At 68.3% G+C, this 20,289-nt stretch carries 16 protein-coding genes; 15 read left to right on the forward strand and 1 reads right to left on the reverse strand.

All coding sequences use genetic code 11. The annotated features are described in order from the left end of the window. Positions 1-3: 3 nt before the first annotated feature. The 13 genes from ftsL (at position 4) to lpxC (ending at position 15,660) form a co-directional block, all read left to right on the forward strand. Complete coding sequence (gene ftsL / locus ACVCL3_RS14240; protein ID WP_395121244.1) at positions 4-264, forward strand: cell division protein FtsL; 261 nt, start codon at positions 4-6, stop codon at positions 262-264. Then, positions 264-2,078: a peptidoglycan D,D-transpeptidase FtsI family protein gene (locus ACVCL3_RS14245; protein WP_395120103.1), complete on the forward strand. Its 1,815-nt coding sequence runs from the start codon at positions 264-266 to the stop codon at positions 2,076-2,078. Before ftsL ends, ACVCL3_RS14245 begins: the two co-directional genes overlap by 1 nt. Further along, complete coding sequence (locus tag ACVCL3_RS14250; RefSeq protein ID WP_447098153.1) at positions 2,075-3,580, forward strand: UDP-N-acetylmuramoyl-L-alanyl-D-glutamate--2,6-diaminopimelate ligase; 1,506 nt, start codon at positions 2,075-2,077, stop codon at positions 3,578-3,580. Before ACVCL3_RS14245 ends, ACVCL3_RS14250 begins: the two co-directional genes overlap by 4 nt. Continuing rightward, entirely contained in the window at positions 3,577-4,959 is a 1,383-nt protein-coding gene (locus ACVCL3_RS14255) for a UDP-N-acetylmuramoyl-tripeptide--D-alanyl-D-alanine ligase (protein ID WP_447099743.1), read from the forward strand. The genes ACVCL3_RS14250 and ACVCL3_RS14255 overlap by 4 nt, the downstream gene beginning before the upstream one ends. After that, positions 4,949-6,049 (forward strand): phospho-N-acetylmuramoyl-pentapeptide-transferase, encoded by a 1,101-nt coding sequence (gene mraY / locus ACVCL3_RS14260; protein WP_447099744.1) that lies wholly within the window; start codon positions 4,949-4,951, stop codon positions 6,047-6,049. Before ACVCL3_RS14255 ends, mraY begins: the two co-directional genes overlap by 11 nt. A 129-nt stretch (positions 6,050-6,178) precedes the next feature. Further along, the gene (gene ftsW, locus ACVCL3_RS14265) at positions 6,179-7,414 is read left to right on the forward strand and encodes a putative lipid II flippase FtsW (protein WP_395120099.1); all 1,236 of its coding nucleotides are present in this window, start codon (positions 6,179-6,181) and stop codon (positions 7,412-7,414) included. Positions 7,415-7,437: 23 nt separating this feature from the next. Then, positions 7,438-8,544, forward strand: coding sequence for an undecaprenyldiphospho-muramoylpentapeptide beta-N-acetylglucosaminyltransferase (murG, locus tag ACVCL3_RS14270; RefSeq protein ID WP_447101535.1), 1,107 nt, complete (start codon positions 7,438-7,440; stop codon positions 8,542-8,544). Next, positions 8,541-9,980 (forward strand): UDP-N-acetylmuramate--L-alanine ligase, encoded by a 1,440-nt coding sequence (gene murC, locus ACVCL3_RS14275; RefSeq protein ID WP_447099745.1) that lies wholly within the window; start codon positions 8,541-8,543, stop codon positions 9,978-9,980. The genes murG and murC overlap by 4 nt, the downstream gene beginning before the upstream one ends. Next, positions 9,980-11,044 carry a D-alanine--D-alanine ligase gene (locus ACVCL3_RS14280; RefSeq protein ID WP_447099527.1) on the forward strand — a complete coding sequence of 355 codons (1,065 nt, stop codon included), beginning with the start codon at positions 9,980-9,982 and terminating at the stop codon, positions 11,042-11,044. Before murC ends, ACVCL3_RS14280 begins: the two co-directional genes overlap by 1 nt. After that, complete coding sequence (locus ACVCL3_RS14285; protein WP_395120097.1) at positions 11,041-11,775, forward strand: cell division protein FtsQ/DivIB; 735 nt, start codon at positions 11,041-11,043, stop codon at positions 11,773-11,775. Before ACVCL3_RS14280 ends, ACVCL3_RS14285 begins: the two co-directional genes overlap by 4 nt. A gap of 10 nt (positions 11,776-11,785) precedes the next feature. Then, complete coding sequence (ftsA, locus tag ACVCL3_RS14290; RefSeq protein WP_447098155.1) at positions 11,786-13,018, forward strand: cell division protein FtsA; 1,233 nt, start codon at positions 11,786-11,788, stop codon at positions 13,016-13,018. Between the two features lie 123 nt (positions 13,019-13,141). Next, positions 13,142-14,320, forward strand: a complete 1,179-nt coding sequence (gene ftsZ, locus ACVCL3_RS14295; RefSeq protein WP_395120095.1) for a cell division protein FtsZ — start codon at positions 13,142-13,144, stop codon at positions 14,318-14,320. A 425-nt stretch (positions 14,321-14,745) separates the two neighbouring features. Beyond that, positions 14,746-15,660 carry a UDP-3-O-acyl-N-acetylglucosamine deacetylase gene (gene lpxC / locus ACVCL3_RS14300; protein WP_395120094.1) on the forward strand — a complete coding sequence of 305 codons (915 nt, stop codon included), beginning with the start codon at positions 14,746-14,748 and terminating at the stop codon, positions 15,658-15,660. A 216-nt stretch (positions 15,661-15,876) separates the two neighbouring features. On the opposite strand, the gene ACVCL3_RS14305 is transcribed toward lpxC, so the two are convergent. Next, entirely contained in the window at positions 15,877-16,359 is a 483-nt protein-coding gene (locus ACVCL3_RS14305; protein ID WP_447098157.1) for a DciA family protein, read from the reverse strand. Positions 16,360-16,386: 27 nt separating this feature from the next. On the opposite strand from ACVCL3_RS14305, the gene ACVCL3_RS14310 reads away from it, so the two are divergent. Next, complete coding sequence (locus ACVCL3_RS14310) at positions 16,387-17,316, forward strand: peptidoglycan DD-metalloendopeptidase family protein (RefSeq protein ID WP_447098158.1); 930 nt, start codon at positions 16,387-16,389, stop codon at positions 17,314-17,316. A 182-nt stretch (positions 17,317-17,498) separates the two neighbouring features. Continuing rightward, positions 17,499-20,231, forward strand: a complete 2,733-nt coding sequence (gene secA, locus ACVCL3_RS14315) for a preprotein translocase subunit SecA (protein ID WP_395120091.1) — start codon at positions 17,499-17,501, stop codon at positions 20,229-20,231. Positions 20,232-20,289 lie beyond the last annotated feature (58 nt).

Consider the following 20,289-nt stretch of genomic DNA (forward strand, 5'->3'; position numbering starts at 1 on the left):
CTGATCAGCACCGTGATCTGCGCACTCCTGCTGGTGGCCGCGGTGGCCAGCGCGCTGGGCGTGGTGTGGACGCGCCACGAAAGCCGCGTGCTGTTCGTGCAACTGACCCAGCTGCAGAACCAGCGCGACGACCTCAACATCGAATACGGCCGCCTGGAACTGGAGCAGGCCACCTACGCCGAGCCGCGTCGCATCGACGACGAGGCACGGCAGAAGCTGGGCATGGTCGATCCGCGCCCGCAAGACATCCGGTTGCTGCGCTGATGGACATGCGCAAACACGCCAAGCCAGCCGCACGCGGTCGCCGCCAGGCGAGCGGCCCCAGCGCGCGCCGGCGCATGTATCTGGTTGCCGGCCTGCTCGGGCTTACCGCCACCGGCCTGGTCGCGCGAGCGTTCGACCTGCAGGTGGTACGCAAGCAGTTCTACCAGCGCCAGGGCGACGCGCGCTTCCTGCGCGAGATGCCGATCCCGGTCTCGCGCGGCACCATCTTCGACCGCAATGGCGAGCCGCTGGCGGTGTCGACGCCGGTGACCTCGATCTGGGCCAATCCCTCCGAGGTGCTGGACAACGACCAGCGCATCCCGGATCTGGCGCGCGCGCTGGGCGTGAATGCGGACGAGCTGAAGAGCCGCCTGGCCCAGCGCTCGGACCGCGAGTTCGTCTATCTGCGTCGCCAGATGTCGCCCGAAGCCGCGCAGGCGGTACTGGACCTGGGCATCCCCGGCATCAACGGCCAGCGCGAGTTCAAGCGCTTCTACCCATCCGGCGGGGTCACCGCGCACGTGCTGGGTTTCACCAATATCGACGACCACGGCCAGGAGGGGCTGGAGCTGGCCTACGACGACTGGCTCTCGGGCAAGCCCGGCGCCAAGCGGGTGATCCGTGACCGCATGGGCCACGTGGTGGAAGACGTCGAGCAGGTGCGCGCACCCAAGCCGGGACGCAACCTCACCCTCAGCATCGACCGGCGCATCCAGTTCCTGGCCTACAGCGAACTGAAGAGCACCGTGGACAAGTTCCAGGCCGATTCGGCCTCGATGGTGATCCTCGACGTGCATACCGGGGAGGTGTTGGCGATGGTCAACCTGCCCACCTACAACCCCAACGCGCTCGACTCCAGCCGCGCCGGCCAGCGCCGCAACCGCGCGATGACCGACGTGCTCGAACCGGGCTCGACGATCAAGCCGATCCTGATGGCCGCGGCGCTGTCCAGCGGCAAGTTCACCCCCACCAGCCCGATCATCGACACCACCGGCGGACACTGGTTTTTCCAGGGCCACGACATCCACGACACGCACAACTACGGCCTGCTGACGCCGACCGGCGTGATCACCAAGTCCAGCAACGTGGGCGCGGCGCACATCGCGATGGATCTGGACACCACGCTGATGTACGACACCTACCGCGCCTTCGGTTTCGGCAACAGCACCAACAGCGGCTTCCCCGGCGAAGCCTCCGGCTACCTGCGCATCGGCGCCGACTGGCGGCCGCTGGAAAAGGCCATCCTCGGCTACGGCTACGGCCTCAACGTCACCGTGCTGCAGCTGGCCAACGCCTACGCCACCATCGCCGACAACGGCCTGATGCATGGCCCGAGCTTCATCAAGGACGCGGAGACGCCCTCGCGCCAGATCATCTCGCCCGAGGTGGCGCACGAGCTGATCGGGATGATGGAGACCGTGACCGGCCCCGGCAGCACCGCGCCGCAGGCGCGCATCGCCAATTACGCGGTCGCCGGCAAGACCGGCACCGCGCACAAGGCCAACGCCGGCGGCTACGACAAGCACAGCTACACCGCGGCATTCGCCGGCATCGTGCCGGCCACCAACCCGCGCCTGGTCGGCGTGGTGGTGGTCGACAACCCGAGCAAGGGCAGCTACTACGGCGGCATGGTCTCCGCGCCGGTGTTCTCGCGCGTGATGAGCGGTGCGCTGCGCCTGCTCGACGTGCCGCCGGACAACATCGGCCGCTGGTACGTCGGCGGCCCGCTTCAGGGCGCCGGCGGCCTCGCGGGCAGCAAGCCGCCGGTCGAAGCGCCGATCGACGACGCGCCGATCGACGAGGGCACGCCATGAGCACCGGCCACCTCGATCAGCTGCTGCTGGGGATCGCCGATGCGCAGCTGGCGGCAAACCCGGCGGCGGCGCGCATGGTGGTGTCCGGCATGACCCTGGACTCGCGCCAGGTGCGCCGCGGCGATGCGTTCTTCGCGCTGCGCGGCGGCCGCGCGCACGGCATCGCGTTCGCCGCCAACGCGGTGCAGCGTGGTGCCCGCGTGGTGCTGGCCGAAGCCCCGGCCGAGGATGTCGCGGCGCTCGACGTGCCGGTGCTGTGGATCGACGACCTGCATGCGCAGGTGGGCGAGATCGCGGCGCGCTTCCACGACCGGCCCAGCGAGTCGATGCGCGTGGTCGGCGTCACCGGCACCAACGGCAAGACCTCGTGCGTGCAGTTGCTGGCGCAGGCCTGGACGGCGCTCGGCCACCGCGCCGCGACCATCGGCACGCTGGGCGCCGGCGTGCATGGCCAGTTGCTCGAAGGCGAGCGCACCACGCCCGACGCGATCAGCGTGCAGGCGCTGCTGGCGCGCTTCCGCGATGCCGGCGTCAGCCACGTGGCGATGGAAGTGTCCTCGCACGCGCTGGTGCAGGGGCGCGTGGCCGGGGTGGAATTCGAGGCGGCGGCCTTCACCAATCTCACCCGCGACCACCTCGACTATCACGGCTCGATGGAAGCCTACGGCGCGGCCAAGGCCATGCTGTTCGCGATGCCGGGCCTGCGCGTGGCAGCACTCAACAGCGACGACGGCTTCGGCCGCGAACTGGCCGGCACGCTGCCCGACAACCTGCGCGTGCTGCGCTTCAGCGCGGCCGGCGAGAGCGCGGCGGATGTCGCCGCCGAAGACGTGGTGACTTCGGCCAGCGGGCTCAGCTTTCAATTGCGCACGCCGTGGGGCAGCCGCGCACTGCACAGCCACCTGCTCGGCCGCTTCAACGTCGCCAACCTGCTCGCCGTGATCGCCTGCCTTGGCGCACTGGGCGAACCGTTCGAACGCATCGTGCAGGTGGCCGGGCAGTTGCAACCGGTCAATGGCCGGATGAACCGGTTGGGCGGATGGCACGGCCTGCCGCTGGTGGTAGTCGACTATGCGCACACGCCTGATGCGCTGGAGCAGGCGCTGACCGCCCTGCGCGCGCATTGCGCGGGCAAGCTGATCTGCGTGTTCGGTTGCGGCGGCGAACGCGACACCGGCAAGCGCCCGCTGATGGGCGCGATCGCGGCGCGGCTGGCGGACATCGCCATCGTCACCGACGACAACCCGCGTGGCGAGGACGGCGACGCGATCGTGGCGCAAATCGTGGCCGGCATGGCCGACGCAAAGGCGATGGCGGTCCAGCGCGATCGCGCGGTGGCGATTGCCGACGCGCTGGAGCTGGCCCGCGCCGGCGACGTGGTGCTGATTGCCGGCAAGGGCCACGAAACCTACCAGGACGGCGCCACCGGCAAGCATCCGTTCGACGATCTGGCAGTGGCGCGCACCGCGCTGGACCGGCTGGGCCGGGAGTCGCACGCATGATGCGGCTGGGCGCCATCGCGATGTGGCTGCACGGTCGCCTGCTCGACGGCGACGCGACGTTGGAGCAGGCCGAGATCACCGGCGTGGCGATCGACACGCGCAAGCTGCGCCCGGGCGAACTGTTCGCGGCGATCAAGGGCGAGCACGTGGACGGCCACGACTACCTGGACGAAGCGCTGGCCCGCGGCGCGGTGGCGGCGCTGGTGACGCATCCGGTCGACAGCGCGCTGCCGCAGCTGCGCGTCGACGACGTCGAGGTGGCGCTGGGCGACCTGGCCAGCGCGGTGCGCGCGCAACGCGACGTGCGCGTGGTCGGCATCACCGGTTCCAACGGCAAGACCACAGTGAAGACCCTGGTCGCCTCGATCCTGTCGCGCCATGGCCGCACGCACGTCAGCAGCGGCAACTACAACAACGAGCTGGGCCTGCCGCTGAGCCTGCTGGCAATGCCGCGCGACACCGAATACGCGGTGTTCGAGATGGGCGCGGGCAAGCCCGGCGACATCGCCTATCTCGCTGCCATCGCACGGCCAGATATCGGCCTCGTCACGCTCATCGCGCCGGCCCATCTTGAACGCATGGGCAGCATCGAGGGCGTGGCCGAAACCAAGGGCGCGCTGTACCAGGCCTTGCCGGCCGACGGCATTGCCATCATCAACGCGGACGACAGCTTTGCCAGCTTCTTCGGCGGGCTCGCCGGTGCGCGCAAGACGCTGCGTTTCGGCCTGGAGCAACCGGCCGACGTGCGCGCCGGTGCGATCGAACTGCGCGCCGACGGTTCGCGCTTCATGCTGCACACGCCGGCGGGCGAGGCCGAGGTGAACTTGCCGCTGCCCGGTCGCCACAACGTGGCCAACGCACTGGCCGCCACTGCGGTGGCGCTGGCGTTGCAGGTGCCGCTGGAAACCATCGTTGCCGGGCTGGAGCAGGTTTCCGGCGTGGCCGGTCGCCTGCGCCGCCTGGTTGCCGTCGGCGGCTGGACGGTCATCGACGACAGCTACAACGCCAACCCCGGTTCCATGGCGGCCGCCATCGACACGCTGCTGCTGGCCGGCGGCGAGCGCTGGCTGGTGCTGGGCGACATGGCCGAACTGGGCGCGGACGCGCGTGCGCTGCATGCGGGCATCGGCGAGCGGGCGCGCGAGCGCGGCGTCGATCGCCTGTTCGCGGTCGGCCCGCTGGGCGCGGCCACGGTGGAGGCGTTCGGCGCCGGCGGCGAGCATTTTTCCGACAAGCCGGCCCTGATCGACGCGCTGCGCGCGCAGCTGCATGCGGGCGTCACCTGCCTGGTCAAGGGTTCGCGTTCGGCCGGCATGGAACAGGTGGTGGCCGCGCTCATTGCCGCGCCCGCCCACGGAGGTGCGAACGATGCTGCTTGAGCTGGCCGACTGGATGGCGCGGCATTTCACCGCCCTGCATCTGTTCCAGTACATCACCTTCCGCGCCATCATGGCTGCGCTCACCGCGCTGTCGCTGTCGCTGCTGTGCGGGCCGTGGCTGATCAACCGCCTGGCCGCGCTGAAGGCCGGCCAGGTGGTGCGCAGCGACGGTCCGCAGACGCACCTGGTCAAGGCCGGCACGCCGACCATGGGCGGCGTGATGATCCTGCTCTCGGTCACCGTGGCCACCCTGCTGTGGGCCGACGTGCACAACCGTTACGTATGGGTGGTGCTCGGCGTGCTGCTGAGCTTCGGTGCGATCGGTTTCTACGACGACTACCGCAAGCTGGTGCTGAAGGACAGCCGCGGCCTGGCCAGCCGCTGGAAGTATTTCTGGCAGTCGGTGTTCGGCCTCGGCGCCGCGCTGTTCCTGTTCTACACCGCGCCGCACGCCGTGCATGGCGCCACCGTGGCGGAGACCGCGCTGTACGTGCCGCTGTTCAAGCACGTGGTGGTGCCGCTGGGGCTGTTTTTCGTGGTGATCACCTATTTCATGATCGTGGGCTTTTCCAACGCGGTGAACCTCACCGACGGCCTGGACGGCCTGGCGATCATGCCGACCGTGCTGGTCTCCGGCGCGCTGGGCGTGTTCGCCTACGTGGCCGGCAACCGCGTGTTCTCCGAGTACCTCGGCGTGCCGGCGATTCCCGGCGCGGGCGAGCTGGCGATCTTCACCGGCGCGCTGGCCGGCGCCGGGCTCGGCTTCCTCTGGTTCAACACGTATCCCGCACAGGTGTTCATGGGCGACGTGGGCGCGCTGGCGATCGGCGCGGCGCTCGGTTGCATCGCGGTGATCGTGCGCCAGGAAATCGTGTTGCTGGTGATGGGCGGCGTGTTCGTGATGGAAACCGCCTCGGTGATGATCCAGGTGGCCAGCTTCAGGCTCACCGGCAAGCGGGTGTTCCGCATGGCGCCGGTGCACCACCACTTCGAACTGAAGGGCTGGCCCGAGCCGCGCGTGATCGTGCGCTTCTGGATCATCTCCGTCGTCCTCGTGCTGGTCGGTCTTGCCACGTTGAAGGTGCGCTGATGAGAGCCGGGAATAGGGAATCGGGAATAGGGAATGGGAAAGAGCGCGCAGTGCGTCGCGACCGTGCGCCCGCATGCTCTTCCCATTCCCTATTCCCTATTTCCTATTCCCTCGCAGCGGAGCAAGCAAATGTTTGACGCCGCCTCCCAGGCTCGTCGTCGCAATGGCCCGCGGGGGCATTTCGACCCGTGGCTGCTGGTTGCGCTGGTGGGGTTGGCCAGCATCGGGGTGGTGATGGTGGCGTCCAGTTCGATCGCGGTGGCGGACAGCCAGGAGCTGGGTGCGTTCTATTTCCTGCGCCGGCACCTGGTGTTCCTCGGGATCGGCATGGTCGCGGCCGGGTTGGCCATGCGCACGGAGCTGCGGCTGCTGGAGAAGTACGCGTTTCCGCTGCTGGCCCTGGCGTTCCTGCTGCTGCTGGCGGTGTTCGTGCCGCACCTGGGCATGCGCATCAACGGCGCGCGGCGCTGGCTCAACCTGCTGGTGACCACGTTCCAGCCGGTGGAGGCGGTGAAGCTGATCCTGGTGATCTACATCGCCAGCTATCTGGTACGCCACCGCGACAGCGTGGAGAACCGTTTCCTCGGCCTGATCAAGCCGATCGCCGTGGCCGGCATCATCGTGCTGCTGCTGCTGGTGCAGCCGGATTTCGGCTCGGCCACGCTGGTGATCGCGGTGACCATCGCGATGGTCTGGCTGGGCGGGGCGCGGCCGATCTTCCTGTTCCTGATGGGCCTGCCGCTGATGCCGCTGCTGTACATCGCGGCGACCGGCGAGAGCTACCGCATGAAGCGGCTGACCTCGTTCCTCGACCCATGGAAGGACCCGTTCAACGACGGCTTCCAGCTGACCCAGTCGCTGATGGCGATCGGCCGCGGCGAGTGGGACGGCGTGGGCCTGGGGTCCAGCGTGCTGAAACTCTCCTACCTGCCCGAGGCGCACACCGATTTCATCTTCGCGGTGATCGGCGAGGAGCTGGGGCTGGCCGGCGTGGTGCTGGTGATCGGCCTGTTCGCGCTGGCCGTGTGGCGCGGCCTGCAGGTGGGCCTGAAGGGTGTCGACGTGGGCCAGCGCTTCGCCGGCTACGTGGCGTTCGGCGTGTCGCTGATGCTGGCGATGCAGGCGATCGTGTCGGTGGGCGTGAACCTCGGCGCCTTGCCGACCAAGGGCCTGACCCTGCCACTGATCAGCTACGGCGGCTCCTCGATGGTGCTCACCTGTGCCATGGCCGGCGTGCTGCTGCGCGCCACCTTCGAGATCAACCGCGCGCTGGACGCCCGCCAGATGGCCACGCGCATGCCGGCAGCCGTGACCGTGGCCGACGCGAATGCCGCGGTGACGCCGCGCGAGGCGGAGGCCGCATGAACGCCGCGACGCGGGAATCGGGAATGGGCGAAGACCGGCGCGGGGCGCGGCCTGCTTTTGCCGATCCGCGACCGGTGCTCATCATGGCCGGCGGCACCGGTGGACACATCTTCCCGGGACTGGCGGTGGCCGAATGCCTGCGCGGGCAAGGTGTGCCGGTGGCGTGGCTGGGGGCGGTCGGCGGGATGGAGACGCGGGTGGTGCCGGCGCACGGGATCGAGTTGCACACGGTGGCGGTGGGCGGTTTGCGCGGAAAGGGCTGGAAGACCCGGCTGCTGGCGCCGCTGATGCTGCTGCGCGCGCTTCTTGCCTCGCTGGCGTTGCTGCGGCGGCTGCGTCCGCGCAGCGTGCTGTCGATGGGTGGCTACGTGGCCGGCCCCGGCGGTCTCGCCGCGTGGCTGCTGCGGCGGCCGCTGCTGGTGCATGAACAGAATCGCGTGGCCGGTTTCACCAACCGCAAGCTGGCCGCATTGGCGCGCCGCGTGCTGGCCGGCTTCGACGGCGTGCTGCCGCAGGCGCAGTGGGTCGGCAATCCGGTGCGTGCGGTGATCGGCGCGCTGCCGCCGCCGGCGCAACGCATGGCCGATCGCCCGGGTGCGCCACGCCTGCTGGTGCTGGGCGGCAGCCTTGGGGCGCGTGCGCTGAATCTCGCGGTGCCGCAGGCGCTGGCCCGACTCGAACCCGGGCAGCGTCCCGAGGTGTTGCACCAGTGCGGCAGTCGTGGCCTCGACGAGGCACGCGCGGCGTATGCGCAGGCCGGCGTGGAAGCGCGCGTGGTGGCCTTCATCGACGACATGGCCGATGCCTACGGCTGGGCGGACCTGGCGGTCTGCCGTGCTGGTGCGTTGACCCTGGCCGAACTTTCCGCCGCCGGGCTCGGCGCCTTGCTGGTGCCGTTTCCGTACGCGGTGGACGACCACCAGACGCGCAACGCGGAGGCGCTTGCGGCGGTCGGCGCCGCCGAGATCATGCAGGAGAATGCACTGGACAACCAACAACTGGCGCAGCGGTTGGCTGCGCTGCTCGGCGATCGAACCGCCCTGCTGGCCATGGCCGAAGCGGCACGCACGCTGGCCAAGCCCGACGCGGCGCAGGTGATCGCGCGCGCCTGCACGGAGGTGGCTGCATGAGCCGGCTCTCCGCCCAGCAGGACCCGATGAGCACGTTCCGCCGGGTGCATTTCATCGGCATCGGCGGCGTGGGCATGAGCGGCATCGCCGAGGTGCTGCACAACCTGGGCTACGCGGTGTCCGGTTCCGACCGTGCCGGCTCACCCACGGTGCAGCGGCTGCAGCGGCTGGGCCTCACCGTGCACGTGGGCCACGCCGCGGAGAACGTCGCCGGCGCCGACGTGGTGGTCACCTCCAGCGCGATCAAGGCGGACAACCCGGAGCTGGCTGCTGCTCTCGCGGCGCGCATCCCGGTGATCCCGCGTGCGGAAATGCTGGGCGAGCTGATGCGTTTTCGCCGCGGCATCGCGATCGCCGGCACGCACGGCAAGACCACCACCACCAGCCTCACCGCCAGCGTCCTGGCCGAGGCCGGTTACGACCCGACCTTCGTGATCGGCGGCCAGCTCAATGCGGCCGGCGCCAACGCGCGGCTCGGCACCGGCCAGTACCTGGTGGCCGAAGCGGACGAGTCGGACGGCTCCTTCCTGCTGCTGTCGCCGGTGATCGCCGCGATCACCAACATCGACGCCGACCACCTGGAGAACTACCACGGCGACTTCGCCGAGGTGAAGAAGGCGTTCGCCGATTTCCTGCACCGGCTGCCGTTCTACGGCCTGGCGGTGCTGTGCGTGGACGACCCGGAAGTGGCCGCGCTGGCCAAGGCCACCAATCGCCGGGTGATCCGTTACGGCATCGACAGCGCGGACGCCGACGTGCGCGCGCTGAACCTGCGCCAGCAGGGTTTCGAGATGCATTTCGAACTGCAGTTGCCCGATGGCGCGGCGGCCGTGCCGGTCACGCTGAACCTGCCCGGGCGGCACAACGTGCTCAACGCGCTGGCCGCCGCCACGATCGGCTGGCAGCTCGGTGTCGAGGTGGCGGCGATCGCCGCCGCACTGAAGGGTTTCCAGGGCGTGGGCCGGCGCTTCCATCGGCGTGGCGAACTCGCCATCGATGGCGGCCGCGTGCTGCTGGTCGACGACTACGGCCACCACCCGCGCGAGATTGCGGCGGTGTTCGCGGCGGTGCGCGGCGGTTGGCCGGAGCGGCGCCTGGTAGTGGCCTTCCAGCCGCACCGCTACAGCCGCACGCGCGACCTGCTGGACGATTTTGCCAACGTGCTGGCCGACGCCGACGTGCTGGTGCTGACCGATGTGTACCCGGCCGGCGAGGCGCCGATCGCCGGCGCCGACGGCCGCGCGCTGGCGCGTGCCGTGCGTGCGCGCGGCAGGGTCGACCCGGTGCTGGTAGAGCATCCGCGCGAGTTCCGCACCAGCCTCCCCAGCCTGCTGCACGACGGCGACCTGTTGCTGCTGCTCGGCGCCGGCGACATCGGCGCGGCGGCGGTCGAGCTGGCGAACGCCGGCCAACTCAAGACGAAGGGGGCCGCATGATGGCCGCAATCACGAATCCGGGCACCTCCCGCATCACCGATCCCGCGCAGTTCGGCCGTGTGGCGGTGGTCATGGGCGGCAGCTCGGCCGAGCGCGAGGTGTCGCTGGATTCCGGCCGCAACGTGCTGGTCGCACTGCGCGCGCGCGGCGTCGACGCGCATGCGATCGACGGTATCCCGGCCCTGCTCGACGCGCTGCGCGCGGGCCACTTCGCGCGTGTGTTCAACATCCTGCACGGCCAGCACGGCGGTGGCGAGGATGGCGTGCTGCAAGGTGCGCTGGAATCGCTGCACGTGCCGTACACCGGTTCGGGCGTGCTCGGTTCGGCGTTGTCGATGGACAAGACCCGCTCCAAGCGCGTGTGGCAATCGCTGGGCCTGTCCACGCCGACCTTCGCCGCGCTGCCGCGTGGCGCGGACGTGCTCGCCGCGGCGCGGCGGATCGGCTATCCGCTGATCGTCAAGCCCGCATGCGAAGGCTCCAGCGTCGGCGTGACCCGGGTGTTCGCCGAGCAGGACCTGGCCGCGGCGGTCGAATTGGCCGAGCGCTATCCGGGCGATCTGCTGATGGAAACCCTGATCGAGGGCGACGAACTCACCGTCGCCATTCTCGGCCGCCAGGTGCTGCCGAGCATCCATATCGTGCCCAAGGGAGCGTTCTACGACTACAACGCCAAGTACGTGGCCGAGGACACCCAGTACATCTGCCCCGGTGCCGAAGGTGCCGCGGCGGACGAACTGGCGGTGCTGTCGCTGGCTGCGTTCGACGCGCTGGGTTGCGCCGGCTGGGGCCGCGTCGACGTGATGCGCGACCGCAACGGCCGTCCCTGGCTGCTGGAGGTCAACACCGCCCCCGGCATGACCTCGCACTCGCTGGTGCCCAAGGCCGCCGCCGCCGCCGGCATCGACTACCAGGAACTGTGCTGGCGTGTGCTGGAAACAAGCTTCCAGCGGGAATGGGGAATAGGGAATAGGGAATCGGAACATCAAACAGCAGACGCCGGCTCTGCCTATTCCCCATTCCCTATTCCCTATTCCCGCGACTCCGAAGGAGACGCAAAGTGAAAGGCCCCATCCGCCTCGCTGCCTGGTGCCTGGCGATCGCGCTCGTCGCGTTGCCGGTCGTCGGGCTGCTGCGCGGGTGGTTTGCCGCCGATCGCTGGCCGGTGACCCAGCTGACCGTGCAGGCGGAGTTCAAGCACGTCACTGCTGCCGAGATCCGCACGGCGGTGCTGCCGCGACTGGGCAAGGGTTTCTTCGCGCTGGATCTCGATGCGGTGCAGAAGGCTGTCGCCGCGTTGCCGTGGGTGGAGTCGGTGGAGGCGCGCAAGCGCTGGCCCGATACCTTGCAACTGCGCATCTACGAGCGCCAGCCGTTCGCGCGCTGGAATGACAGGCAGCTGATCAGCCGCCAGGGCCGCGTGTTCGACGCCCCCGGCGTAGATCAGCTGACCGCCTTGCCCGGCCTGAGTGGTCCGGATGCGCGGCTGGCCGAGGTGGTGAGCTTCTACGCCGATGTCAGCAAGGCGTTTGCCGGCACCCACCTGCGCATCAATGGCGTGGCGCTGACCGAGCGTGGCAGCTGGAGCGTCACCACCGGCAGCGGCGCGCGCATCGTGATCGGCGACCGCGAGCAGGCCGGCCGCCGGCTGCATCGTTTCCTCGACGTCTACCCGCAGCTGATCGCCGGCCATGCCGACGGCTTCGTTTACGCCGATCTTCGCTACACCAACGGCTTTGCCGTGCGCTGGCCCGACGCGGCCGGCGCCCCGGCTGGAGGTTCACCCCGCTCATGACTGTCTCGCCATGAAAACGCGCAATGAAAAGCAGCTGGTCGTCGGCCTGGACATCGGCACCTCCAAGGTGGTGGCGATCGTCGGCGAGTACGAACCGGGCGAGCCGATCACCGTGATCGGCATCGGCACCCACGTCTCGCGCGGCATGAAGCGTGGCTCGGTGGTCGACATCGAATCGACCGTGCACTCGATCCAGCGCGCGGTGGAGGAGGCCGAGCTGATGGCCGGTTGCGACATCCGATCGGTCTACGCCTCGATCTCCGGCAGCCACCTGGAAACGCGCAACTCGCACGGCAACGCGGCGATCCGCGAGCGCGAGGTCACCGCCGCCGACCTGGAACAGGTGCTGGAAGCCGCCAGCGCGGTGGCGATCCCGGCCGATCGCAAGGTGCTCTACAAGGAGTCGCAGGAATACCGCATCGACGGCCAGGACGGCATCCGCCGCCCGGTCGGCATGAGCGGCGTGCGGCTGGAGGCCAACGTGCACCTGGTCACCGGCGCGGCCGCCGCGGTGCAGAACATCTCCAAGTGCATCCAGCGCTGCGGACTCACCGTCGATGAGCTGGTTCCTTCCGCGCTGGCCAGCGCCAAGGCGGTGCTGACCGACGACGAGCGCGAGCTCGGCGTGTGCCTGGTCGACATCGGCGCGGGCACCACCGACATTGCGATCTACACCCAGGGTTCGATTCGCCACACCGCGTCGCTGCCGGTCGGCGGCGACCAGGTCACCAGCGACATCGCCTACGGCGTGCACACGCCTACCGCGCACGCGGAGGAGATCAAGATCAAGTACGCCTGCGCGCTGACCGGGCTGGCGCATGCGGAGGAAACCATCCAGGTGCCCAGCGTCGGCGATCGTCCACCGCGCCGGCTGGCGCGGCAGTCGCTGGCGCAGAGCGTGCAGGCGCGCTACGAGGAAATCTTCGAGATGGTGCAGGACCAGTTGCGCCGCTCCGGCTACGAGAGCCTGGTCGCCGCCGGCGTGGTGCTTACCGGCGGCGCCTCGAAGATGGAAGGCGCGCTGGAGCTGGCCGAGGAGATCTTCCACAAGATGGTGCGCATCGGCCTGCCGCAGCAAGTCGAGGGTCTCGGCGAGGTGGTTTCCAGTCCGTTGCATGCCACTGGCGTAGGTCTGCTGCTGCATGGCGCGCGCGCCGGCGGCGCGCGGGTCGGCGGACCGGTGGGCAGCAGCATGGGCGGGATGGTCGACAAGCTGCGCGGCTGGCTCACGCGGAATTTCTAGCAATGCGGTTTCGGGCGGCGCAGGAGCTGCCGCCCCGGGTGGAAGGAAATCCACCCACCACCACGGGCCGACAGGAGTCGCTCCCCGCGGTTAAAACGACAACAACTCTACGGAGGACGGGAAATGTTTGAACTGATCGATAAACTTGCACCCAATGCAGTCATCAAGGTGATCGGCGTGGGCGGCGGCGGTGGCAACGCCGTGGCGCACATGCTCAACGCCAACATCGAAGGCGTCGAGTTCGTCGTCGCCAATACCGATGCCCAGGCGATGACCAACTGCGGCTCGCGCACCCACCTGCAACTCGGCGGCAACGTGACCAAGGGTCTCGGCGCCGGCGCGAATCCCGAGGTCGGCCGGCAGGCCGCGCTGGAGGACCGCGAACGGATCGAGGCGATGCTCGAAGGCGCCGACATGGTGTTCATCACCGCCGGCATGGGCGGCGGCACCGGCACCGGCGCGGCGCCGGTGGTGGCGCAGCTGGCCAAGGAGAAGGGCATCCTGACGGTCGCGGTCGTCACCAAGCCGTTCCCGTTCGAGGGCCGCCGGCGCATGCAGGTCGCCCTGAAGGGCATCGAGGACCTGTCGCAGCACGTCGACTCGCTGATCACCGTGCCGAACGAGAAGCTGCTCAGCGTGCTCGGCCGCGAGGTCACCCTGCTCAACGCGTTCAAGGCCGCCAACGACGTGCTGCAGGGCGCCGTGCAGGGCATCGCCGACCTGATCACCGCCCCTGGCCTGATCAACGTCGACTTCGCCGACGTGCGCACCGTGATGTCGGAGATGGGCCTGGCCATGATGGGCTCGGGCACCGCCCGCGGTGACGATCGCGCCCAGGCGGCGGCCGAGGCGGCGATCAAGAACCCGCTGCTGGAGGACGTCAACCTGAACGGCGCCTGCGGCATCCTGGTCAACGTCACCGCCGGTCCGAACCTCACCATGCGCGAGTTCGACGAGATCGGCCGCATCATCCACGACTTCGCCAGCGAAGACGCCACCGTGGTGATCGGCACCTCGCTGGACCCGGACATGAAGGACGACGTGCGCGTGACCGTGGTGGCCACCGGCCTCAACCGCGCCAATGCCTCGCGCAGCCAGCCGCCGATCCGCATGGTCGAAACCCAGCAGATGCAGATGCGTCCGCGCCCGGTGGTGCTGCGTACCGGCACCGGCAACGAGGTGGTGGACTATGCCCAGCCGGAGGTGCAGGGTCGGACCGAGTCCAGCGCAGCGGCCAAGCATGGCGATGCCGGCCTCGATTACCTGGACATTCCGGCATTCCTGCGCCGGCAGGCTGATTGAGGAGCATTGCGGAGCATGTCGATGCGTTGAACGATCGCCCGCCGGGTCGGTCAGTCACTCCATTGCCTCACGAATGGCTGCCTTGCGGCAGGCTGTTTGCAAGGTCCGCGATGGCGCGACGATGGCTGCGGCGACGGCGGTTGGTTGGCACCCGATGCCGTGCGCCGGGATGGGCGCGCGGGGCAGGGCCGCGGATTTGTCGCCGCGGTGCCGAAGCGATGTCCCGGGCCGGATTCCCGTCCCAGGCCCGGGCTTCGCTCCTTATCTTTCGGCGCTGGCGGGCGCCAAATGTGCGCCAGTTCCCAAGGATGAAAGAAAGATGAAGGCTTAACCAGACTGTACGGTGCGGTTTGCTTTTATCCCAGGTTAAAACTGTGTTAGCATCCGCTCCTGATTGGCTGCTGCCTCCACGGGTCCCAACAATAATGATCAAGCAGCGTACGCTTAAAAACATCATCCGGGCGACCGGTGTCGGCTTGCACACGGGCGACAAGGTCTACATGACCTTGCGTCCCGCCGCGCCGAACACGGGCATCGTTTTCCGTCGGACGGATCTCGATCCGCCGGTGGACATCCGCGCACGCCAGGACAACGTCGGCGACACACGCCTTTCCACCACGCTCATGAATGGTGAAGTGCGCGTGGCCACCGTCGAACACCTGTTGTCGGCGATGGCCGGGCTCGGCATCGACAACGCCTACGTCGACCTGTCGGCGCCGGAAGTGCCGATCATGGATGGCAGTGCGGGACCGTTCGTGTTCCTGCTGCAGTCCGCCGGCATCGAGGAGCAGCCGGTGGCCAAGCGCTTCATCCGCATCAAGAAGCCGATCAAGGTGCAGGAAGGCGACAAGTGGGCCAGCTTCGAGCCGTTCGAAGGCTTCAAGGTGGGCTTCTCGATCGACTTCAACCACCCGATCATCTCCAAGCGCACCTCGCGCGCCGAGATCGACTTCTCCACCACCTCTTTCGTCAAGGAAGTCAGCCGCGCGCGCACCTTCGGTTTCATGCGTGACATCGAGATGCTGCGCGAGCACAACCTGGCGCTGGGCGGCTCGATGGACAACGCCGTGGTGCTCGACGACTACCGCGTGCTCAACGAGGACGGCCTGCGTTACGAGGACGAGTTCGTCAAGCACAAGATCCTGGACGCCATCGGCGACCTGTACCTGCTCGGCCACAGCCTGATCGGCGCCTATCACGCGCACAAGTCGGGCCACGAGTTAAACAACAAGCTGCTGCGCGCCCTGATCGCCGATGCCTCGGCGTGGGAAGAGGTCAGCTACCACGAGGATCCGGCGGTGTCGCCGATCTCCTACGCGCACCCGGCCCAGGCGATCTGACACCCGAAACCACGCCGGCCTGTTCCGGCACTGCCCACCCGAATGGCCGGATCGCAAGATCCGGCCATTTTTGTTGACCGCGACACACTCGCCGCGCGGGTTGGGTCACAGCCCGGCGAGGGCTGGACTTTTCATTAACTCTTCACGTGGTATAAACGCAGCTCTCGCGGGTTCGGCCGCGGCGGCAAGACGCGGTGCGTCTCGCAGGAACGCCCTTCAGTACGAGGGTTTCTCGGGGGAATCAGCGGTTTCGGCGAAGGACGCCAGCTGAAGGAACAGATCCCGCCATTCGGGGTCTGTGGACGAGGCAGCGGCAGCCCTGAGGTGGGCGGCTGCGGCTGGAGAAAGCGGTTTTGACTGCTCCGGCACGGTAACGGCCGGTGGTTGGGGAGCCACTTTCACGGTGACTGAACTGGCGCAGGCGCCGACGGCGCTTGCGGAGGCAAGGATCTGTGCCTGCATCAAGCGCAGGCGTGACGCCCAGGCCGGTGAAGACGCCAGGAAGACGAGGCGGTTGTTGCGCAGATTGGCGAATCTGACCTGTTCGCGCAGCGGCGATGGCAACGTCTGGCGCAGTGCGCGGTCCAGCGCTTCCAGCGCGTCGGCCTTTCGGGCCAGCGACGCGAAGGAGCCGCAATCGGCAAGGGATTTCGGTCCGTTGTCGCGGCGACGGGAAGTGGCGGGTTCCGCGCGGTGCATGGTGCCGACATTCGATTTTGGAAAGACATGCAGATCATACTCGTCTCACGTGCCCGCAAGCTGCCTAAAACCCTGGATCTGGCCAGCCGGCGGGTGCGCTGGAAGCTGTTCTCGATGTTGTCGCTGGGCGTGTTGGGCTGCCTGGCCCTGGGCGGCGCGCTGACCCTCGCCATCGCCAGTCCGCGCGACCGCGCGCTGAGCCAGATCCACGACCTGCAGCAGCAGATCCGCCGGCAGAACGCCGAACTCGGCGGCGTGCGCGCGGATGCGCAGCGCAGCCTGGACGCCCTGGCGCTCAAGCTGGGCCAGCTGCAGGCGCAGTCGACCCGCCTGAACGCGCTCGGTGAGCGCCTGGTGCAGGTGGGCAAGCTCGACAGCGGCGAGTTCAACTTCGACCAGCCGCCCGCCGTCGGTGGTGTCGAGGACACCAGCAGCACCGGTTACGCCATGCCGCCCTCGCTGGAGGTCGGCATCGACCGCCTCACCGGCCAGTTCAACGTCCAGCAGGCGCAGTTGTCGGCGCTGCAGAGCCTGTTGCTCGATGCCCGCATCGAGTCGAACCTGAAGCCCACCGGCATGCCCGTGCATGGCTACATCTCATCCTATTTCGGCGTGCGTCCCGACCCGTTCGACGGCCAGTCGGCGCGGCACACCGGCATCGACATCGCCACGCCGTTCGGCACGCCGGTGCATGCCGTGGCCGAAGGCATGGTGACCTTCGCCGGCGTGCGTCGCGGCTACGGCAACGTGGTCGAGATCGACCACGGCAACGGCTACATGACCCGCTACGCCCACAACAGCAAGCTGGACGTGCATCCCGGCCAGCATGTGCAGGTCGGCGACGTGATCGCGCAGGCCGGCTCCACCGGCCGCTCCACCGGCTCGCACGTGCATTTCGAGGTCTGGTACCACGATCGCGTGGTCAACCCGCTGGCGTTCGTGCGCAGCCACCGCTAGGGATGCCCTGATCCCTTGAATCCGGTCCCGGCAGCCGCCAGTTCCTGACGGTTCGCCGGCGTTCCCGCGCGGCGCGGGCACCTCCATCCCGCCAGAGCGGGTGAGCCGTACCGGGCATGTAGTAACATGCCCGATTGGCTCGCGCGTGCAGCGGGCGTCTTGTTCCCCCAACCGGAAAATCGATGTTCAATCGTGCCCTGACGAGTCTGTTTGGCAGCCGCAACGAGCGTGTGCTGCGTCAGCTTTCACGTACGGTCCATCGCATCAATGCGCTGGAACCGGAGATGGAGAAACTGGACGATGCCGCGTTGCGCGGCAAGACTGCCGAGTTCAAGCAGCGTTACGCCGCCGGCGAATCACTGGACAAGCTGCTGCCGGAAGCCTTCGCGGTGGCCCGCGAGGCCTCGCGCCGCACCCTGGGCATGCGTCCGTACGACGTGCAGTTGATCGGTGGCATGGTGCTGCACCAGGGCAAGATCGCCGAGATGCGCACTGGCGAAGGCAAGACCCTGGTGGCGACGCTGCCGGTATACCTCAACGCGATCGCGGGCAAAGGCGTGCACGTGGTCACCGTCAACGACTACCTGGCGCGGCGCGACTCGGCGCAGATGAGCAAGCTGTACAACTTCCTCGACCTGACCGTCGACGTGGTGTACCCGGGCATGGACCACGCCGACAAGCACGCGGCGTATGCGGCCGACATCACTTACGGCACCAACAACGAGTTCGGCTTCGACTACCTGCGCGACAACATGGCGCTCAGCAAGGAGCAGCGCTACCAGCGCGGCCTGCATTACGCCATCGTTGACGAGGTCGACTCGATCCTGATCGACGAGGCGCGCACGCCCCTGATCATCTCCGGCCCGGCGGAGGATTCCCCGCAGTTGTACATCGCCGTCAACAAGATCGTGCCGCGGATGATCCGCCAGGCCGAGGAAGACAGCGAGGGCGACTACTGGGTCGACGAGAAGCAGAAGCAGGTGCATCTGTCCGAGGCCGGCATGCAGCACGCGGACGAGCTGCTGCGCGAGGCCGGCGTGATCGACCAGGACAGCGGCCTGTACGACTCCAAGAATCTCGCGGTGGTTCATCATCTCAACGCCGCCCTGCGCGCCAACGGCATCTACCAGCGCGACGTCGACTACATCGTGCGCGATGGCGAAGTGATCATCGTCGACGAGTTCACTGGCCGTACCCTGGCCGGCCGACGCTGGTCCGACGGCCTGCACCAGGCGGTCGAGGCGAAGGAGGGCGTGCCGATCCAGCGCGAGAACCAGACGCTGGCCACGGTGACGTTCCAGAACCTGTTCCGCATGTACAAGAAGCTGGCCGGCATGACCGGCACGGCCGATACCGAGGCGTTCGAGTTCCAGAGCATCTACGGCCTGGAGGTGGTGGTGATCCCCACCCACAAGCCGATGATCCGCAAGGACAACCCGGACATGATCTTCCTGTCGCAGACGCCGAAGTACAACTCGGTGATCGAGGACATCAAGGACTGCCACAAGCGCGGCCAGCCGGTGCTGGTCGGCACCACCTCGATCGAGGTGTCCGAGCTGCTGTCCGGGTTGCTGAAGAAGGCGGGCGTGGCGCACGAGGTGCTCAACGCCAAGCATCACGAGCGCGAGGCGCACATCGTGGCGCAGGCCGGCGCGCCCGGCCAGGTCACCATCGCCACCAACATGGCCGGCCGCGGTACCGACATCGTGCTCGGCGGCAGTCTCGAGGCCGCGCTGGCCGAACTGCCCGAAGGCGCCAGCGAGGTGGACCGCGCGCGCGTCAAGGCCGAGTGGAAGAAGCGGCACGAGCAGGTGCTGGCCGCCGGCGGCCTGCACATCATCGGCACCGAGCGGCACGAATCGCGGCGCATCGACAACCAGCTGCGCGGCCGCTCCGGCCGCCAGGGCGACCCGGGCTCCTCGCGCTTCTACCTGTCGCTGGAGGACAACCTGCTGCGCATCTTCGGCGGCGAAGGCCTGGTGCGCTGGATGAAGCGCTTCGGCATGAAGGACGACGACGCGCTGGAAGATCGCATGATCAGCCGGCAGATCGAGAAGGCCCAGCGCAAGGTCGAGCAGCACAACTTCGACATCCGCAAGCACCTGCTGGAGTTCGACGACGTCGCCAACGACCAGCGCAAGGTGATCTACACCCAGCGTGACGAATTGCTGGAGGGCGAGGAGGTCGCGGCCACCGTCGCCGACATCCGTGAGGATGTGGTGCAGACCCTGGTGCAGGCCTACGTGCCGCCGCAGACCATCGACGAGCAGTGGGATATCGCCGGCCTGGATCGCGAGCTGGAGAGCCAGTTCAACCTGTCGCTCGACCTCAAGCACTGGGTCGAGCAGCAGAGCGAGATCGACGCCGAGATGATCCGCAAGCACGTGGACGAGGCGGTCGCCGAGCTGTTCCACGGCAAGGAGGCGCAGATCGGGGCCGAGACCATGCGCCAGCTCGAAAAGCACGTGATGCTGACCGTGGTCGACAACGCCTGGAAGGACCATCTTTCCAGCATGGATTACCTGCGCCAGGGCATCTCGCTGGTGGGCTACGCGCAGCAGGACCCGAAGCAGGCGTTCAAGCGCGAGGCGTTCAAGCTGTTCTCCGACATGCTGGCGCGGATCAAGTCCGAGGTGGTGCAGATGCTTGCGCGCATCCGCATCCGCAGCGAGGAGGAAGTCGCCGCGATGGAGGCCGAGCAGCAGCGCATGGCCGAGCGCCTGCAGAAGCAGATGCTCGCCACCGGCGGCGGCGCGCCGCCCGATGCGTTCGGCAATGCCGGCGCGGCCCCGGAAGACGGTGCCCACCTGGCCGCGCAACCGGTGCAGCATGCCGGCCCCAAGGTCGGCCGCAACGAGCCATGCCCCTGCGGCTCCGGCAAGAAGTACAAGCATTGTCACGGACAGCTGAGCTGAGACAGAAAGCAGGAGTGAGTGGAGAGGAGTGAGAGAAAGCTGTCCGGCCCGCTCTCAC

Source organism: Rhodanobacter sp. UC4437_H4 (assembly GCF_052978425.1).

Coding starts and splice junctions, on each gene's coding strand:
- ACVCL3_RS14245 (WP_395120103.1), top strand. CDS start 264: ATGGACATGCGCAAACACGCCAAGCCAGCCGCACGCGGTCGCCGCCAG.
- ACVCL3_RS14250 (WP_447098153.1), top strand. CDS start 2,075: ATGAGCACCGGCCACCTCGATCAGCTGCTGCTGGGGATCGCCGATGCG.
- ACVCL3_RS14255 (WP_447099743.1), top strand. CDS start 3,577: ATGATGCGGCTGGGCGCCATCGCGATGTGGCTGCACGGTCGCCTGCTC.
- mraY (WP_447099744.1), top strand. CDS start 4,949: ATGCTGCTTGAGCTGGCCGACTGGATGGCGCGGCATTTCACCGCCCTG.
- ftsW (WP_395120099.1), top strand. CDS start 6,179: ATGTTTGACGCCGCCTCCCAGGCTCGTCGTCGCAATGGCCCGCGGGGG.
- murG (WP_447101535.1), top strand. CDS start 7,438: ATGGGCGAAGACCGGCGCGGGGCGCGGCCTGCTTTTGCCGATCCGCGA.
- murC (WP_447099745.1), top strand. CDS start 8,541: ATGAGCCGGCTCTCCGCCCAGCAGGACCCGATGAGCACGTTCCGCCGG.
- ACVCL3_RS14280 (WP_447099527.1), top strand. CDS start 9,980: ATGGCCGCAATCACGAATCCGGGCACCTCCCGCATCACCGATCCCGCG.
- ftsA (WP_447098155.1), top strand. CDS start 11,786: ATGAAAACGCGCAATGAAAAGCAGCTGGTCGTCGGCCTGGACATCGGC.
- ftsZ (WP_395120095.1), top strand. CDS start 13,142: ATGTTTGAACTGATCGATAAACTTGCACCCAATGCAGTCATCAAGGTG.
- lpxC (WP_395120094.1), top strand. CDS start 14,746: ATGATCAAGCAGCGTACGCTTAAAAACATCATCCGGGCGACCGGTGTC.
- ACVCL3_RS14305 (WP_447098157.1), bottom strand. CDS start 16,359: ATGCACCGCGCGGAACCCGCCACTTCCCGTCGCCGCGACAACGGACCG.
- ACVCL3_RS14310 (WP_447098158.1), top strand. CDS start 16,387: ATGCAGATCATACTCGTCTCACGTGCCCGCAAGCTGCCTAAAACCCTG.
- secA (WP_395120091.1), top strand. CDS start 17,499: ATGTTCAATCGTGCCCTGACGAGTCTGTTTGGCAGCCGCAACGAGCGT.